The organism is Enterobacter sp. S-33 (assembly GCF_028735835.1).
Taxonomy (GTDB): domain Bacteria; phylum Pseudomonadota; class Gammaproteobacteria; order Enterobacterales; family Enterobacteriaceae; genus Enterobacter; species Enterobacter vonholyi.
The window spans coordinates 1,747,445-1,765,361 of the sequence record NZ_CP117838.1 but is presented as its reverse complement, the minus strand read 5'-3'; the positions used below and the strand labels follow the sequence as shown (position 1 = coordinate 1,765,361).

General features: G+C 56.5%; 14 protein-coding genes. 5 read left to right on the top strand and 9 right to left on the bottom strand.

The genetic code is table 11. The features are described 5' to 3' along the window. Positions 1-46: 46 nt before the first annotated feature. Positions 47-1,276 carry an EAL and HDOD domain-containing protein gene (locus PUP35_RS08305; RefSeq protein ID WP_115874747.1) on the bottom strand — a complete coding sequence of 410 codons (1,230 nt, stop codon included), beginning with the start codon at positions 1,274-1,276 and terminating at the stop codon, positions 47-49. Positions 1,277-1,513: 237 nt separating this feature from the next. Here PUP35_RS08305 and PUP35_RS08300 point away from each other — a divergent pair, with 237 nt between their 5' ends. Beyond that, positions 1,514-3,445, top strand: a complete 1,932-nt coding sequence (locus tag PUP35_RS08300) for a methyl-accepting chemotaxis protein (protein ID WP_115874746.1) — start codon at positions 1,514-1,516, stop codon at positions 3,443-3,445. Positions 3,446-3,490: 45 nt separating this feature from the next. Here the strand turns inward: PUP35_RS08300 and cobB are convergent, their stop codons facing one another. From cobB to lolC, 5 genes are read right to left on the bottom strand one after another with little or no spacing between them, the layout of a single operon-like run. Beyond that, positions 3,491-4,312 carry a Sir2 family NAD+-dependent deacetylase gene (gene cobB / locus PUP35_RS08295; protein ID WP_274242655.1) on the bottom strand — a complete coding sequence of 274 codons (822 nt, stop codon included), beginning with the start codon at positions 4,310-4,312 and terminating at the stop codon, positions 3,491-3,493. Positions 4,313-4,326: 14 nt separating this feature from the next. After that, entirely contained in the window at positions 4,327-5,238 is a 912-nt protein-coding gene (gene nagK, locus PUP35_RS08290) for an N-acetylglucosamine kinase (protein ID WP_111965555.1), read from the bottom strand. 53 nt (positions 5,239-5,291) lie between these two features. After that, positions 5,292-6,536, bottom strand: a complete 1,245-nt coding sequence (lolE, locus tag PUP35_RS08285; RefSeq protein WP_111965554.1) for a lipoprotein-releasing ABC transporter permease subunit LolE — start codon at positions 6,534-6,536, stop codon at positions 5,292-5,294. Next, complete coding sequence (gene lolD / locus PUP35_RS08280) at positions 6,536-7,237, bottom strand: lipoprotein-releasing ABC transporter ATP-binding protein LolD (protein ID WP_008500772.1); 702 nt, start codon at positions 7,235-7,237, stop codon at positions 6,536-6,538. Before lolD ends, lolE begins: the two co-directional genes overlap by 1 nt. Then, positions 7,230-8,429 (bottom strand): lipoprotein-releasing ABC transporter permease subunit LolC, encoded by a 1,200-nt coding sequence (gene lolC, locus PUP35_RS08275; protein WP_127730410.1) that lies wholly within the window; start codon positions 8,427-8,429, stop codon positions 7,230-7,232. The genes lolD and lolC overlap by 8 nt, the downstream gene beginning before the upstream one ends. A gap of 256 nt (positions 8,430-8,685) precedes the next feature. Here lolC and PUP35_RS08270 point away from each other — a divergent pair, with 256 nt between their 5' ends. The 3 genes from PUP35_RS08270 to ldtC all read left to right on the top strand — a co-directional run bounded on the left by PUP35_RS08270 (position 8,686) and on the right by ldtC (position 14,468). Then, positions 8,686-9,759 (top strand): acyltransferase family protein, encoded by a 1,074-nt coding sequence (locus tag PUP35_RS08270; RefSeq protein ID WP_111965552.1) that lies wholly within the window; start codon positions 8,686-8,688, stop codon positions 9,757-9,759. Positions 9,760-9,908: 149 nt separating this feature from the next. Continuing rightward, a complete protein-coding gene (mfd, locus tag PUP35_RS08265; RefSeq protein ID WP_111965551.1) occupies positions 9,909-13,355 on the top strand; it encodes a transcription-repair coupling factor in 3,447 nt (1,148 codons plus the stop codon). Positions 13,356-13,502: 147 nt separating this feature from the next. Further along, positions 13,503-14,468 (top strand): L,D-transpeptidase LdtC, encoded by a 966-nt coding sequence (gene ldtC, locus PUP35_RS08260; RefSeq protein WP_274242647.1) that lies wholly within the window; start codon positions 13,503-13,505, stop codon positions 14,466-14,468. A 75-nt stretch (positions 14,469-14,543) separates the two neighbouring features. On the opposite strand, the gene bhsA is transcribed toward ldtC, so the two are convergent. After that, complete coding sequence (gene bhsA, locus PUP35_RS08255) at positions 14,544-14,801, bottom strand: multiple stress resistance protein BhsA (protein WP_271367660.1); 258 nt, start codon at positions 14,799-14,801, stop codon at positions 14,544-14,546. Positions 14,802-15,045: 244 nt separating this feature from the next. On the opposite strand from bhsA, the gene PUP35_RS08250 reads away from it, so the two are divergent. Next, a complete protein-coding gene (locus PUP35_RS08250) occupies positions 15,046-15,681 on the top strand; it encodes a TetR/AcrR family transcriptional regulator (protein ID WP_024909039.1) in 636 nt (211 codons plus the stop codon). Between the two features lie 59 nt (positions 15,682-15,740). On the opposite strand, the gene PUP35_RS08245 is transcribed toward PUP35_RS08250, so the two are convergent. Together PUP35_RS08245 and PUP35_RS08240 are read right to left on the bottom strand one after the other, a co-directional pair. Then, entirely contained in the window at positions 15,741-16,280 is a 540-nt protein-coding gene (locus tag PUP35_RS08245; RefSeq protein WP_008500779.1) for a glycine zipper 2TM domain-containing protein, read from the bottom strand. A gap of 193 nt (positions 16,281-16,473) precedes the next feature. Then, positions 16,474-17,778: an NAD(P)/FAD-dependent oxidoreductase gene (locus tag PUP35_RS08240; protein ID WP_008500780.1), complete on the bottom strand. Its 1,305-nt coding sequence runs from the start codon at positions 17,776-17,778 to the stop codon at positions 16,474-16,476. Positions 17,779-17,917: the final 139 nt, after the last annotated feature.

Here is a 17,917-nt window from a genome sequence, read left to right as displayed (position 1 = left end):
CGGTATCGCGCTCTTCCTCACGCCGCCTGTACGGCGTGAGGAAGGATTAACTGACCGCATTCTCTCCTGCCCAGATCGTCGCCTTTCGCATCGCCTCAACCACTTCTTCATCCGACAGCCCCAGCCTCTGACGTACTCTGGTCGCTTCGTCCCACTGCTGCTGTTCATAGTAACGGCAAAGGTTAATCATATCGGCTAACCGTCCTTCCTGATGACAAAGCGCGTTGCTCACGCTCTGCGGGACCGCAATTTGCTTCATCAACTCTGCCATCGGCAGCTCAAGGAGGGTATCCAGAAGAGAAAACAGGCCGCACATGAACGCATTTTCAGCCAGAATCGGTTCGTTCATCGTCTCTGCGATCAGCTCGCAGAACTTGCCGCGCATCATGCTCAGCGGATAAAGCTCGCTGACGGTATCATTGCCCGCACTGGCGAGGACCACGACGGCAACAAACCGTCGGAGCTGATTTTCGCCAAGATACCTGAGCACCTCGCTCAGGGTTAACTTGCTGAAATTACAGGCGCCGACATGCTTAAACGCAGTATGCTTCATATAGCGCATGATTTTATAAGAGAGCGTGAGATCGGTTTTTATCAACGACTCGATAATTCGAAAATCAGGCTTATTGCGTCCGACCTCCATTTGCAGTCGAAAAATCGCCAGCTGATTTTGCGACAGCCGTTTATATTTAATGACCTCCGGGCGGCAGAAAAAATAGCCCTGAAAAAGGGAAAACCCCTCGTCCCTGTATTGGTTGAATTCCTCTTTAGTCTCAATTTTTTCAGCGAGATATTTAATATGACCGGTCAGATGTTTACGCGTTTTCAGATACTGTTTAATTTGCGCTAAGGTGTAATTTCTGACGTCAAATTTCAGTATTGAAATATAGGGTAAAAAAGCATCCCATTCTGGTGCAAGGGTGAAATCATCAAGCGCAAACTGATAACCATGCGCATTCATCTCCCTGACGGCCTGCAGCAGTTCCGCTCCCGGCACAGCATCTTCAAGGATCTCAATGACCACGCTCTCTTTATCCAGCGCTTCTCCACTGCGGTCTATGACCATTCGCGAAGGGAAATTAATAAACGACGTATGAGCCCCGGCGATGCGCTGGGACGGCACGCATAAAAACTGATCGGATATCATTCTGGAGGTGGCATATTCCGCCGACACATCCGGAAAACGGTTTGTCATCCCGTCTCTGAAGAGCAGCTCATAGGCCACCGTCTTCATCTCAGGGTTAAAAATGGGTTGTCGCGCAATAAATCCGTACATATCCCATCCTCCTTTACCACTTAATATTTATTAGCATCCTCTTTCTACACGATGATAACGAGCATTATCGAGCGCTATTTTGATTGAATGCACAAAATAAAAGCATCCACACTAATTAACGGGATTAAATATTCTGGAATTTAAATTAAATATATCCGGCGCTCTACAGAAAGAGGATCAAATATCCGATAAGTACTGTGTGCCTGCCCGACATGCACAACATTACGGGAGATGAGAATGAAAGACGCCATGGTCCGAAAACAAAAAATAAGAGTCAAGACGTTGATGCTATTGTCCATTTTCCTCACCGTGACGGTGGGCTTTACGGCAACGATCGGGTTTATGATGTGGCAGTGGATGGCGCAGCAAGAGGTGCTGGCCAAAAAACATATCCGCCAGATAGCCGAGGTACAGGCTTTACAGGTCAGCAAACAGCTGGATTCCGCCCTGACTGCCGCCCGGGATATGGGCAACAGCGCCCTGGCACTGCGCGAGGCGGGCGTATCCGACCGCCAGAGCCTGAACCAGCTGCTTATCCACTACCTCTCGGCTCACCCACAGTTTCTCTCCATGTCGATGGCCTTTGAGCCCAACGCGTTCGACGATAAAGATGCCGCCTTTGCCGGTCAGAGCGGTGAAGATCCTGCCGGACGCTACGCCCGCTACGTCGACCGCGATGCCACCGGCAAACCGGCATTACACCTGCTGACTGACATCGAAACACCCGGCAGCGGTGATTATTATTTGCTGCCGAAACAGCGGCATAAAGATGTGATCATCGAGCCCTATATTTACCCCTACAACGGCGTGGACGTGATGCTCACCTCGATTGCCGCACCCATCATGCGTGACGGACAGTTTCTGGGTTCGGTCACCTCTGACTTCTCCCTCGCCACGCTGCAGTCCACGATCGGCGCGATTAAACCGTGGAACGGCACAGGCTACGCCCTGCTCCTCTCAGCGGGTAATAACGTGGTGTCCAGCCCGGACAAACAGGCGGCAGGCAAGCCATACGCGGGTCAGATTGCCGGTCATGACGTCACCCGGGTAAACGATCCGCTGCTGATGGAAGAGGTGTTCATCACCTGGCAGGACATCGCCGTCGGTAACAGCCAGACGCCGTGGAAGCTGGCCATTATTACTCCGGTTAGCGAAGTGATGGCCGAAGCGCGGGCATTTTTACTAAAAGCCATCATCATGATGATGCTAAGCATCGTTGCGGTCAGCCTGGTGATGGCCCAGATCTTTACCCGCAAGGTTGACCGTCCGGTTGGAGGGGAACCTTCGGAGGCCGCCGGGATCGCCCTGGCCGTTGCCCGGGGAGAGCTGAACAACACCATCCCGGTTCGTTCCGGGGATACCCACAGCATTTTTTATGCCCTGCACACCATGCAGACGCAGCTCAAGCGCATCGTCGACAACATCAGCGAAGCCAGCCACTCCGTGCACGGCGGCACCAGCGAAATTTCGGCGGGCAACCTTGACCTCGCCTCACGTACCGAAGAACAGGCGGCGGCGATTGTTGAAACAGCAGCCAGCATGGAAGAGATTTCGGTCACGGTTAAAAATAATGCCGACAACGCCCACAAGGCGACCACGCTGACCGATCGCGCCGCGAGCCTCGCCGGGCATGGCGAAACGCTGGTAAACGACGTGGTGATGGTGATCGGAGAGATTGACGAGAGCGCGCGTAAGATCGGTGAGATTAACAGCATCGTCGACGGCATCGCCTTCCAGACCAATATCCTGGCGCTGAATGCCGCCGTTGAAGCGGCGCGCGCGGGCGAACAGGGGCGCGGTTTCGCAGTGGTCGCAGGTGAAGTGCGCAACCTGGCCCAGCGAAGCGCTAACGCGGCTAAAGAAATTTCCCAGCTGATTGCCGAGTCCTCAGGCCGCGTCAGCAAAGGCGTTGAGCTGGTCAATGAAACCGGCGTAATGATGAAACAGGTGATTGAGGCGGTGTCGCACGTGCATCTGGTCATCAACGACATTGTCCAGGCGCTGGACGAGCAGAACCGCGGGATAAGCCAGGTCAGTACCGCCGTTAACCAGATGGACAGCACCACCCAGCAGAACGCCTCTCTGGTTCAGCAGATCTCCGCTGCGGCGCTCTCGCTGGACGAGCAGGCTAAATCGCTGGAGAAGACGCTGGCGTTCTTTCATTCTTAAATAAAAAGGCACCCGCTGGGCGGGTGCCTTTTCAGGCGATTGCCGTTACAGCCCTTTCAGCAGCTTGTCGACAAACTCCGGGACGACCGTGCTTGCCAGGCCATAGTGTTTCTCTTCAAACTCGCTGCCTACCTGGCTTGGCTCAAGGTTGAGCTCTACCGTATGCCCACCGTGCAGTCGCGCTTCGTGGACAAACCCTGCCGCAGGGTAAACGTGGCCGGATGTTCCGATGGCGATAAACACGTCGGCCATCGCCAGCGCGCTGTAGATCTCATCCATTCCCAGCGGCATTTCGCCAAACCAGACCACGTGAGGACGCAGGCGCGACGGGAACTGGCAGCAGTGGCACTTATCCTCTGGCAGCACGTCCTCTTTCCAGTCCAGCACCTGACCGCTCCATGCGCAGCGAACCTTGAGCAGCTCGCCGTGCATGTGGATGATGTTCTTGTTACCGGCCCGTTCGTGGAGGTTGTCGATATTCTGCGTCACCAGCAGAAGACGATCGCCCAGCGCCTCTTCCAGCTTCGCCAGCGCCAGATGCGCCGCATTCGGCGCGACGTCAGGCTGCTGAAGCTGACGACGGCGTGCGTTGTAAAACGCCTGCACGAGATCCGGGTCGCGGGCAAAGCCTTCCGGCGTGGCGACATCCTCCACGCGGTGCTCTTCCCACAGCCCGTCCGCCGCGCGGAAGGTTCGAATTCCTGACTCGGCCGAGATCCCCGCTCCGGTCAGCACCACCACTCTGGGTTTATCCATCGCTTCTGGCATCATTCTGTCTCTGAAAAAGATCCGCTGGCGCAAGCGCTCACGCAAGCGGCGTTTGTTTTTGCGAAAACGGCTGAGTCGACCCTGGCGACGCGACAGCATAGAAACCTCGTAAACTAATCGGTGAGATGAAGGAATGCGGCTCCGCGCATGCCTCCTGCGTCCCCGTGTCGCGCGCGTTCAATACGCGGCACGCGGGCAACCGGCAATAAATGTCGGGGCAAACGCCCGGACAACCGTTCCGTAATCGCGGTAAAGTTTGAAAGCCCTCCCCCGATCACCAGCAGATCCGGGTCGACGATAGTGAGAATATTGCCCAGACATACCGCCAGCAGATCCAGATAGCGCTCGACGTGCTCACGCGCCTGCGCATCCCCTTGCTCCCACAGGGTAATGATTTGAGGGGCCTCAAGTTTCTGATGATAGAAGTGTTCGTAAAGCCATGCAAACCCGCGGCCGGAAAGGTAGTTCTCAATACAGCCGTGCTGGCCACAGCCGCAGCGGGTTAGCGGAAAATCACGTCCCACCACCTCGAGGGCATCCACCGGCAGGCGAATATGACCAAACTCGCCGGTGATGTAGCTGCGGCCGGTGATGGGCTTACCGTTGATGATGATTCCTCCGCCGACGCCGGTACCGAGGATCAGCCCCATCACCAGCGGGTAGCGACGAAACTCATCATCCCAGGCTTCAGAGAGCGCGAAGCAGTTGGCATCGTTGTCTAAACGCACGTCGCGTTCAAGGAGAGCAGAGAGATCGGCACGCAGCGGTTTACCGCTGGCGGCAGGCACGTTGGCCGCATACAGCGTGCCGTCGTCGGTTTCGGGCATGCCCGGAATACCAATGCCGACGCTGCCTTTGACCCCAAAGCGTTCATCCGCCTGAGCCACCAGCGCGGCAATGGCGGTTAAAAATTCGTCATAACTTTCGCGCGGCGTGGGAACGCGGGTTTCCCACTGCAGTTTGAGGTTTTTATCAAACACTCCGAGCGCAATCTTGGTGCCGCCAATATCAAATCCGTAATACATAACGCATTCCTCTTTTAACCTGGCGGCCCGAAAGCCGCTAGATCGTGACGTAATTACTGGCCACTTAATACCCTCGCCGGATCAATTCGGCTTGCGCGACGCGCCGGATACCAGCTTGCCAGCAGACTCAGTAAAAGTGCTGTAAGCAGCACATAAAAAACATCCAGCCAGTGCAGTTCAGACGGCAGGAAGTCAATAAAATAGATGTCACCCGACAGGAACTGGTGGCCAATAAGCTTTTCAATCCCGTTTATAATCGGCGTCAGCTGCAGGGAAACCACCACGCCAATCACTACGCCGCACAGGCTGCCAAACAGCCCTGCCAGCAAACCGTACCAGACGAAGATGGCGCGAATAAGACCGTCTTTCGCCCCCAGCGTACGCAGCACGGCGATGTCGCCGCTCTTGTCCTTGACCGCCATCACCAGCGTCGAAACGATATTAAAGCACGCCACGCCAATCACCAGCACCATCGCCAGATACATGATGGCGCGGATCATCTGGATATCACGGTACATATACCCGTAAGTGCCGATCCAGCTTTTGATGTAGACATAGTTATTGGTCACGCTGCCCGCGTCGCGCACCAGTTTGTTGGCGTTAAAGACGTCGTTCACCTTAATCGCAATGCCCGTCACGCTGTCGCCCATGTCGAGATACTGGCGCGCATCCTCCATCGGCACCATCGCAAAGCTGTGGTCAAGCTGGCCGCTCAGCTGAAGAATACCGGTAACGTGCAGGCGCACGCGTTTTGGCTGCTGCAGTTTGTGGTCGGTGCTGGCGTTCGGGATCATGATTGACACCCAGTCGCCCTGCTTCACCTTCAGAGCATCGGCAACGCCTTTACCCATGATGATCTGCTGCTCGCCAGCTTTAAAGTTGGCCCAAGCGCCGTTCTGCACATAGTTCGGCAGCGCGCTGAGACGCGCTTCCTGTGCCGGGTTGACCCCTTTCACCTGAATGGCGCGCAGGTTTACCCCGCTTTCCACCAGCCCGGTAAAGTTAATGTAGGGCGCGGCCGCGGCGATGCCCGGCACTTTTTCAACTTTGGCGAGCGCATCGCTCCAGTTCGTCCACGGCTGGTTAACCGGCTCGATCTCCCCGTGCGGCACCACCGCCAGAATGCGGTTATTCAGCTCGCGCTCGAAGCCGTTCATGGCGCTTAAGCCCACAATCAGCACCGCCACACCCAGCGCAATACCGATGGTCGAGATAACGGAGATCAGCGACACCATGCCGCCGCGACGGCGGCCGCGGCTAAAACGTAAACCGATGAGTAACGATAACGGTGACGCCATTACTCTGCTCCCATCAGGGTCAGTTCCGCGTTCAGATGGCCGTCGCGCATTTCAAGCTGACGCCCCATGCGTTTTGCCAGCTGCAGATCGTGGGTTACGACCAGAAACGCGGTGCCCTGCGAGGCGTTCAGCTCGCCCAGAAGCTGGAAAATACTGTCCGCATTGCGCGCGTCCAGGTTCCCGGTGGGCTCATCCGCCAGCACCAGACGCGGGTTGTTGACCAGCGCACGGGCAATCGCCACGCGCTGGCGCTCGCCGCCGGAGAGCTCCGACGGACGGTGGTTACCGCGATGGCCCAGCCCTACCGCTTTCAGCATGTCGCTGGCGCGAGCGTTAATCTCTGCCGGTTTCTTTTTGCCAATCAGCAGCGGCATCGCCACGTTTTCCAGCGCCGTGAAGTCCGGCAGCAAATGGTGAAACTGGTAGATAAAGCCCAGCTCGCGGTTGCGCAGCTCGGCCTTCGCCGCCGAGGACATTTTGCTCATCGGCTGGCCGGAGAAAATCACGTCGCCGTTGGTTGGCGTATCCAGCCCGCCCAGCAGATGCAGCAGCGTACTTTTGCCCGAGCCGGAGCTGCCGACAATCGCCATCATCTCGCCTTCGCCCACGCTGAAGCTCACATTGTGCAGCACGTCGGTTTGCACAGTGCCTTCCTGATAGCGTTTGGACAGGTTGTCGCATTGCAACAGGATCTTATTCATAACGTAAAGCCTCAGCGGGTTGAGTGGCGGCGGCGCGCCAGGAAGGATAAAGCGTAGAAAGCAGCGCAATGGCCATCGCGGCCAGCGCAATACCGACCACCTGCAGCGGCTCGATAGCCACCGGCAGCGCCGCGCCGTCGAGCAGCGCGCCGATGATCGGCATTAAGTTATTAAGCTGACTGGCAAGCAGCGCACCCAGCACGGCGCCGAGCAACGCGCCGATGATCCCGGCGCTGGCGCCCTGCACCATAAACACGGCCATGATCTGGCGCGGCGTGAGCCCCTGGGTTTGCAGAATGGCGACTTCGCCCTGCTTCTCCATTACCATCAGGCCCAGCGAGGTGATGATGTTAAATGCCGCCACGGCGACGATCAGGCTCAGCAGCAGCCCCATCATGTTTTTCTCCATCCGCACGGCCTGGAACAGCTCGCCTTTACGCTCGCGCCAGTCCTGCCACTTGGTACCGTCCGGCAGTTTTTGCTGGCTGAGAGTATCGACCTTCAGCGGCGCGTCGAGCCACAGTCGCCAGCCGGTGATATTTCCTGCCGGGTAGCGCATCAGGCGTGACGCGTCCTGAATGTTAACCAGCATCTGGTAGCCATCGACTTCGCTGTTGGCAGCAAAAGTACCAATCACGTTAAACAGACGCTGGCTTGGCAGGCGCCCCATCGGCGTAAACTGGCTGGCAGAAGGGACCATTACGCGCAGCTGATCGCCACGGTTGACGCCAAGCTGTCCGGCAAGCTGCTCGCCCAGAATCACGTTATATTTCCCGGCTTCCAGGTCGGTCTGCTTCACGTTAACGAGATACGGCGTCAGCGGATCGTTTTGCGTCGGGTCGATACCCAGCATCACGCCGACCGCCACGCTGCGGGCGCTTTGCAGCACCACGTCGCCGGTGGTCAACGGCGCTACGCGCGTGACGCCCTGTAACTTCGCCGCGCTTTCCGGCAGCTGCTGCGGGTTAACCGAGCCGTTAGTGGATGAGAGTACGGCCTGCGGCATCAGCCCCAGGATGTTGTTTTGCAGCTCGCGCTCAAAGCCATTCATGACGGAAAGCACCGTCACCAGAGCCATCACGCCAAGCGTAATGCCAATAGTCGATAGCCAGGAGACAAAGCGACCGAAGCGGTCCGCGGCGCGCCCACGCATGTAGCGTAAGCCTATGAAGAGTGCGACAGGTTGATACATGAAGTCCGTCTGTTTGCTGATAGCAGACCCACGAGTATATAAGCGAATCCGTTAAGCGTAAATGACTGAAACCGTAAGCTTTGGTAATCATTTTTCCAAAAAATTCAGATAAATCAGGATACTAATATCTGAAACCGCACCTCATAACCTCCACCTTTTCCGAAAAACCTCCTGATACAGACTGTTACCCATTACAGCACGGTTTCGTTTAACAACAATTGCTCGTTCGTCTATGGCAATAAGGTAGTTGCGAACAATGAAGCAAAAAGCATTATGGATTAACCAGATAAAAGGGCTGTGTATCTGCCTGGTGGTTATATATCATTCGGTTATCACGTTTTATCCGCACCTGATCGGGCTGCAACACCCGCTCTCCGGCCTTCTCGCCAAATGCTGGGTCTATTTTAATCTCTATCTTGCCCCCTTCCGTATGCCTGTCTTTTTCTTTATCTCCGGCTATCTGATCCGTCGTTATATTGACGAGGTGGACTGGCGAACCAGTCTCGACAAGCGAATCTGGAGCATTGTCTGGGTCCTGGCGCTGTGGGGGATTCTGCAATGGCAGGCGCTGACCCACCTGAATGCCTGGCTGGCGCCCGATCGCGAGCTTGCCACCTCGTCGAACGCGGCCTACGCCGACTCGCTCTCGGGATTTGTGCAAGGGATGCTCACCGCCAGCACAAGCCTGTGGTATCTGTATGCCCTGGTGGTCTACTTCACGTTGTGTAAACTGCTGAGCCGCTGGAAGCTGCCGATGCTGGGACTGCTGGCGCTGGCAAGCATCGCGATCAACTTCCTGCCGCTGCCGTGGTGGGGAATGAACAGCGTGGTACGCAACATGATCTACTACAGCCTCGGGGCGTGGTATGGCGCGACGCTGATGGCGTGGATGAAAAGCGTCAGCCTGCGCCGCCTCTGGCTGGCAACCGTCGCTTTCGCCGCCGTCTCCGTGGTGCTGTGGTTTGCTAACGTTCCGCTGCTGCTCTCATTGCTGTCGATTGTGCTGATCATGAAGCTATTCTACAGCTTTGAGCAGCGCTATGCCGTTCACCCTGACAACCTGTTGAACGTGATTGGCTCCAATACCATTGCGATTTATACCACCCACCGCATCTTAATTGAGGCCTTCAGCCTGTTCCTGATTGGCGAGATGAATGCCGCTTACTGGCCGGTCTGGGCTGAACTCACCTTAATTCTGGTCTACCCGTTTGCCAGCCTGCTGATCTGTACCCTGGCCGGGCTCGGGGTGCGTAAAATTTCCACCGCGCTGTTTGGCGACGTTTTCTTCTCTCCTCCGTCTACGCTGACCCTGTCCCCCTCAACGCGTTAATGCCCTCTCCGCCCCCGCTTCGGGGGCGTTTAGCCCTGCCGTGCGGTTACGATTTGCTTATGCAAAACGATCGAGGATAATAAAGACATTGCGTATCAGTGATATGCCCCAATACTGTTGGTATATCCATAAGAGACTCTGACATAGCCATGCCTGAACACTATCGTTATTCCTTGCCTGTCAAAGCGGGCGACCAGCGCCAGCTGGGTGAACTCACGGGCGCGGCGTGCGCCACGCTGGTGGCGGAAATCGCCGAGCGTCATCAAGGGCCGGTGATCCTGGTTGCCCCGGATATGCAAAACGCCCTGCGCCTGCACGATGAAATTCGCCAGTTCACCGATAATCTGGTGTTCAGCCTGGCCGACTGGGAAACGCTGCCCTATGACAGCTTCTCTCCGCATCAGGAGATCATCTCCTCGCGCCTGTCGACGCTCTACCAGCTTCCGACCATGCAGCGCGGCGTGCTGATTGTACCGGTGAACACCCTGATGCAGCGCGTCTGTCCGCACAGCTACCTGCACGGCCACGCGCTGGTGATGAAAAAGGGCCAGCGCCTGTCCCGTGATGCCCTGCGGGCGCAGCTTGACGGGGCCGGCTATCGCCACGTCGATCAGGTCATGGAACATGGGGAATACGCGACCCGCGGCGCGCTGCTCGACCTTTACCCGATGGGCAGCGACCAGCCGTATCGTCTGGACTTTTTTGATGATGAAATCGACAGCCTGCGCGTCTTCGACGCCGATACGCAGCGCACGCTGGAGGAAGTGGAGTCCATCAATTTACTGCCCGCGCATGAGTTCCCCACGGACAAAACCGCTATCGAACTGTTCCGCAGCCAGTGGCGCGATAGGTTCGAGGTGAAGCGCGACGCGGAACATATTTATCAGCAGGTCAGCAAAGGCACGCTGCCTGCCGGGATCGAATACTGGCAGCCGCTATTCTTTAACGAGCCGCTGCCTGCCCTGTTCAGCTACTTCCCGGCGAATACGCTGATTGTTAACACCGGTGATATCGACGCCAGCGCCAGCCGCTTTGAAAGCGAAACCCGCGCCCGCTTTGAAAACCGGGGCGTTGACCCGATGCGTCCGCTGCTGCCGCCGGAAGCGCTGTGGCTGCGCACCGACGAGCTCAACGCCGAGCTGAAGCGCTGGCCGCGCATGCAGCTGAAAACCGATTCGCTTGCCGACAAGGCCGCCAACACTAACCTCGCCTTCCGGACGCTGCCGGACCTGGCCGTCCAGGCGCAGCAGAAATCCCCGCTGGATAATCTGCGCAAGTTCCTGGAGTCCTTTACCGGCCCGGTGGTGTTCTCCGTTGAGAGTGAAGGCCGCCGCGAAGCGTTAGGTGAGCTGCTGGGACGCATTAAGGTGGCGCCGAAGCGCATCCTGCGCCTGAGCGAAGCGACCGGAAACGGCCGTTACCTGATGATTGGCGCCGCCGAGCACGGTTTTATCGACACGCTCAACAACCTGGCGCTGATTTGCGAAAGCGACCTGCTGGGCGAGCGCGTCGCGCGCCGTCGTCAGGACAGCCGTCGAACCATCAACCCGGACACGCTGATCCGCAACCTGGCCGAGCTGCATCCGGGCCAGCCGATTGTGCACCTGGAGCATGGTGTTGGGCGCTATCAGGGGATGACCACGCTGGAAGCGGGCGGCATTAAAGGTGAATACCTGATGCTGACCTACGCCAACGACGCAAAACTGTATGTCCCGGTGTCGTCCCTGCATCTGATCAGCCGCTACGCGGGCGGTGCCGAAGAGAATGCGCCGCTGCACAAGCTGGGCGGCGACGCCTGGGCGCGCGCGCGCCAGAAGGCCGCGGAAAAAGTGCGCGACGTGGCCGCCGAGCTGCTGGATATCTACGCCCAGCGTGCGGCCAAAGAGGGATTCGCCTTTAAGCATGATAAGGAACAGTATCAGCTGTTCTGCGACAGCTTCCCGTTTGAAACCACGCCGGATCAGGCTCAGGCTATTAACGCCGTGCTGAGCGACATGTGCCAGCCGCTGGCAATGGACCGTTTAGTGTGCGGCGACGTCGGCTTCGGTAAAACCGAAGTGGCGATGCGCGCCGCCTTCCTTGCGGTGGAAAACAACAAGCAGGTGGCAGTGCTGGTGCCGACCACCCTGCTCGCTCAGCAGCACTTCGACAACTTCCGCGACCGCTTCGCCAACTGGCCGGTACGCATCGAGATGCTGTCGCGTTTTCGCAGCACCAAAGAACAGACGCAGATCCTCGAACAGGCAAGCGAAGGCAAAATCGATATTCTGATCGGCACCCATAAGCTGCTGCAAAGCGACGTGAAGTGGAAAGATTTGGGGCTGCTGATCGTCGATGAAGAGCACCGCTTCGGGGTGCGCCATAAGGAACGCATCAAAGCGATGCGCGCCGACGTCGACATCCTGACCCTGACCGCAACGCCGATCCCGCGAACCCTGAACATGGCGATGAGCGGCATGCGCGATCTGTCAATTATTGCCACGCCGCCGGCGCGCCGTCTGGCGGTGAAAACCTTCGTCCGCGAGTACGATAATCTGGTGGTGCGTGAGGCAATACTGCGTGAAGTGCTGCGCGGGGGTCAGGTCTATTACCTGTACAACGACGTGGAAAACATCCAGAAAGCGGCCGACAGGCTGGCGGAGCTGGTGCCGGAAGCGCGCATTGCTATCGGTCACGGGCAGATGCGCGAGCGCGAGCTGGAACGGGTGATGAACGACTTCCACCACCAGCGCTTTAACGTGCTCGTGTGCACCACCATCATCGAAACGGGGATCGACATTCCGACGGCGAACACCATCATCATTGAACGTGCGGATCACTTTGGCCTGGCGCAGCTTCACCAGCTGCGCGGCCGCGTCGGGCGTTCGCACCATCAGGCCTACGCCTGGCTGCTGACGCCGCACCCGAAAGCGATGACCACCGACGCGCAGAAGCGTCTGGAAGCCATCGCCTCGCTGGAAGACCTCGGCGCAGGCTTCGCGCTGGCCACGCACGATCTCGAGATCCGCGGCGCCGGCGAGCTGCTGGGTGAGGACCAGAGCGGCTCCATGGAGACCATCGGCTTCTCGCTCTATATGGAGCTGCTTGAGAACGCGGTTGATGCCCTGAAGGCCGGTCGCGAGCCGTCGCTGGAAGATCTCACCAGCCAGCAGACCGAGGTCGAGTTGCGTATGCCTTCCCTGCTGCCGGATGATTTCATTCCGGATGTGAATACCCGCCTGTCGTTCTACAAGCGCATCGCCAGCGCGAAGACGGAAAACGAGCTGGAAGAGATTAAGGTTGAGCTGATCGACCGCTTTGGCCTGCTGCCCGATGCGGCGCGAAATCTGCTGGATATCGCTCGCCTGCGCCAGCAGGCGCAGAAGCTGGGCATTCGCAAACTTGAAGGCAACGAAAAAGGCGGCGTGATTGAGTTCGCCGAGAAGAATCACGTCAACCCGATGTGGCTCATCGGCCTGCTGCAAAAACAGCCGCAGCATTTCCGTCTGGATGGCCCAACGCGTCTGAAATTTACCCAGGAGCTGACGGAGCGCAAAACCCGCATGGACTGGGTGCGTAACTTTATGCGCCAGCTGGAAGAGAACGCGATCGCCTGACCTCCCTTCCCCCGTTAGCCCAGCGCTAACGGGGGACAATTTACAAACTCTTTGCACTTCACCCGATCTTCCCGACACACCCATTCGCCATAATTATTGTTAACGCCTTATAAAACAATAACCTTATCATTTGCATGGATTATGGTGATGATGACCTCTTCGCGTTTTACTCGCTGGTTAACCCTGATTGCGCTGGCAGCCACCGTCGCGGTGGCGCTTCCCGCTCGCGCAAATACCTGGCCCCTCCCTCCGCCCGGCAGCAAGGTGGTGGGGGAAAACCGCTTTCATGTGGTTGAAAATAATGGCGGTTCGCTGGAAGCCATTGCCAAAAAATATAATGTCGGTTTTCTGGCTCTGCTGCAGGCGAACCCCGGCGTCGACCCGTACGTCCCGCGCGCGGGCAGCGTATTGACAATCCCGTTACAGACTATCCTTCCGGACGCCCCGCGCGAGGGGATCGTGATAAATCTGGCGGAGCTACGCCTGTACTATTATCCGCCGGGTAAACATGAGGTGACCGTCTACCCGATTGGTATTGGTCAGCTGGGCGGCGACACCCTGACGCCGACGATGGTCACAACCGTCTCGGATAAACGCGCGAATCCAACCTGGACCCCGACGGCCAATATTCGTGCCCGTTATAAAGCTCAGGGCATCGATCTTCCAGCCGTGGTGCCAGCAGGCCCGGATAACCCGATGGGTCACCACGCAATCCGTCTGGCGGCCTACGGCGGCGTTTACCTGCTGCACGGAACGAATGCGGATTTTGGCATCGGCATGCGCGTCAGCTCCGGCTGCATTCGTCTGCGCGATGACGATATCAAAACGCTGTTTAACGTCGTTACGCCGGGTACCAAAGTGAATATTATCAATACGCCGATTAAGGTTTCTGAGGAGCCGGGCGGCGTGCGGCTGGTTGAAATTCATCAGCCGCTATCGAAAAACATTGGCGACGATCCGCAGACGCTGCCCATTAACCTGAATGCCGCGATGGTAAGCTTCAAAACGAATGCGAATACCAACAGCGAGGTGATGGAGCGCGCAATGGAGGCCCGCTCAGGCATGCCGACCGATGTCACCCGGCATCACGATGTTGCCCAGCAGTCGATGTAAATCAGAAATAAAAAAACGCCCTGCTGAGCAGGGCGTTTTTTATTGCAGTGGCATAAATGAGGGTTTATGCCCGGCTTATTTGTAGATGACCGCAGTGCCGTGCAGGGTGTTAGGACCGGTCACAGAGGTGATGCGGTAAGATTTTGCACCCATCTCTTGCGCTTTTTGTGCCAGCTGATCTTCCAGGGAACCCAGGTTAGTACCGGCAGACGCAGAAATGGTCCCGACTTTATGCTGATCGACCGGGGTGGACTGTACCTGTACAGCAGCAAAGCTTGCGAAAGAGAGTGAACTCAGAGCAGCGGCAGCGATGAGGGTTTTTACGTTTTTCATGATGTTTACCTTTAGCAGATGAATTTGGAGGTCGTTAATCATTTAGTTAACGATCGATAGGTAAATCATAAATGTGATCCACATCACGCGTCAACACAATTTTATAATGGTCGTTAACTTAATTTTAAAGTCGTTATTTTTCATACTCATATGATTAATTTATTTTTAAGCATTCAGCGCTGGTGGTGACTTGCGTTTATTTTTATAATGGTCATTCAACAAACCAACAGAGGACCAACGGCACATGACAACCGACGTCACGAGTTGTGCGAAGAAAAGCCGTGGCCGACCAAAAGTGTTTGACAGGGATGCAGCGCTTGATAAGGCCATGACTCTCTTCTGGCAACATGGGTATGAAGCAACCTCGCTTTCCGATCTGGTAGAAGCTACCGGAGCAAAAGCGCCGACGCTGTATGCCGAATTTACCAATAAAGAGGGGCTGTTCAGGGCGGTGCTGGACAGATACATTTCGCGCTTTGCGGCGAAACACGAAGCCCAGCTGTTTTGTGAAGAGAAAAGCGTCGAACAGGCGCTTCGGGATTATTTCACCGCCGTCGCGACCTGCTTCACCAGTAAAGAGACGCCTGCGGGCTGCTTTATGATTAATACCTCTGCCACCCTGGCGGCGTCCTCTAAAGAGATTGCCAATACGGTGAAATCGCGGCATGCCATGCAGGAGGAGACGCTTAGCGCATTTCTGGCTCAGCGGCAGCAGCGCGGTGAAATCCCTGCCCAGTGCAACCCACAGTTGCTGGCGCAATACCTGAGCTGTATTTTGCAGGGGATGTCGATCAGCGCCCGTGAAGGGGCTACGCTGGAAAAACTGCAGAATATAAGCGAAACCACGCTGCGGCTGTGGCCTGAGCTACTGAAAATCTGAAGCAAAAAAAAGCTCCTCAGCCTGAGCGCATGAGGAGCTAAATTCAGAGAACATCTTTTTTACACTTTGTTATTCAGAACCAGCTGGCCATTTCCATCCAGTGGAATTTGCGTGCCCGGGTCTTTATCCATGCGGATTTTGCCCTGCTGATCGCCAATTTTATACGTCACGTCATAGCCCAGCATTTTTTCCGACTTGTCATAGACGGTTTTGCAGCGCTGCTGAGTCGTGGTGTAGGTATCGTTATCCTGCATCGCGCCCTGCACCTGGTTACCGGCATAGCCGCCACCCAGCGCGCCGACCACGGTCGCCACATCTTTACCCCGGCCGCCGCCGAACTGGTGACCAATCACGCCACCCGCTACCGCGCCCAGAACAGAACCGGCGATACGGTTTTCATCCTGCACCGGACGACGATGCGTCACGGAGACGTTACGGCACTCCTGACGAGGCGTTTTTACCGTTTCTTTAATCGGTGTAGCAGAAACCACCTGCGCATACTGCGGGCCGCGATCTAATACGTTGAGACTGGCAACGGCAGCCACACCTAACGCAGCCGCGACGCCAATCCCTATACCCGCCAACATTGATTTATTCACGGGACTTCCTCCTTTGTTGCTATTGGTAACAATTTTGCAATGGAGGCACGGCTTCGCCAATCAGATAAAGGATCAAAAAAGGGGCGTTCAGAGGAGATATATTGTATTTAGGAGAACTCTTAAGCACTCAATCTGTGATCTACAGCATGAAATGCTAAAAACTCCCTCCGGAGAGCCCGGAGGGAGTGAAAGATTAGTGCAGCTTCAGACGCGGACGGATCACGCGGTTGATTCTGCCGACCAGCATCATCAGCCCGGTTTTGAAATAGCCGTGCAGCGCAATCTGGTGCATACGATACAGGGAGATATACACGAAGCGGGCAATGCGCCCTTCTACCATCATCGAGCCGCGCATCAGGTTACCCATCAGGCTGCCGACGGTAGAGAAGTTTGACAGAGACACCAGAGAACCATGGTCTTTGTAGACATAGGCCTTCATTGGCTTGCCTTTGTACTGCGCCAGAATGTTGTGCAGGACCAGGCTTGCCATCTGGTGTGCGGCCTGCGCGCGCGGCGGCACAAATCCACCTTCAGGACGCGCGCAGGAGGCGCAGTCACCGATAGCAAAGATTTCAGGGTCACGCGTGGTTTGCAGCGTCGGCTCGGTTACCAGCTGGTTAATGCGGTTGGTTTCCAGACCGCCGATATCTTTCATAAAGTCAGGCGCTTTGATGCCGGCCGCCCAGACCATCAGATCCGCTTTGATATACTCGCCGTCTTTGGTGTGCAGGCCGCCTTCGTCGGCGCTGGTCACCATGGTCTGCGTCAGCACCCGCACGCCCAGCTTGGTGAGTTCATTGTGCGCCGCACCGGAAATACGCGGAGGCAGCGCAGGCAGAATGCGTTCACCGGCTTCGACCAGCGTGACGTTCAGCGCTTCATTCGTTAATCCTTTGTAACCGTAGCTGTGCAGCTGCTTCACCGCATTGTGCAGCTCCGCAGACAGCTCAACGCCCGTCGCACCGCCGCCGACAATGGCGATATTTACCTTACCGTTCGCACCCATATTGCTGGTGTACTTCAGGAACAGGTTCAGCATTTCCTGATGGAAACGACGCGCCTGGTGCGGGTTATCGAGGAAGATACAGTGCTCTTTCACGCCCGGCGTGTTGAAGTCGTTGGAGGTACTGCCGAGCGCCATGACCAGCGTGTCATACGGCAGTTTGCGCTCAGGAACCAGCAGCTCACCTTTTTCATCACGCAGTTCTGCCAGAGTGATGGTTTTGCTTTCACGGTTGATGTCAACCACCGAGCCCAGCTGGAACTGGAAATGGTGGTTGCGCGCGTGCGCCAGATAGCTGAGCGCGTCCACGCCCTCGTCCAGAGAGCCGGTCGCCACTTCGTGCAGCAGCGGTTTCCACAGGTGGCTGTGGTTACGATCCACGAGCGTGATTTTGGCTTTTTTACCGCGACCCAGCTTCTTGCCCAACTGTGTCGCCAGCTCCAGCCCGCCAGCACCACCGCCTACAATCACTATCTTTTTCAATGGCGTAGTCAACGTGACCCCCTCAAATTATTAACCAATTGTTAATTAAAAGTTATAAAAATAACCCTTAATTAACAACAGGTTACAGCACTGAAACCATTCAGGTGCATTGAGAATACCACGTCAGGCGCATTGGTCATACCAAAATTGA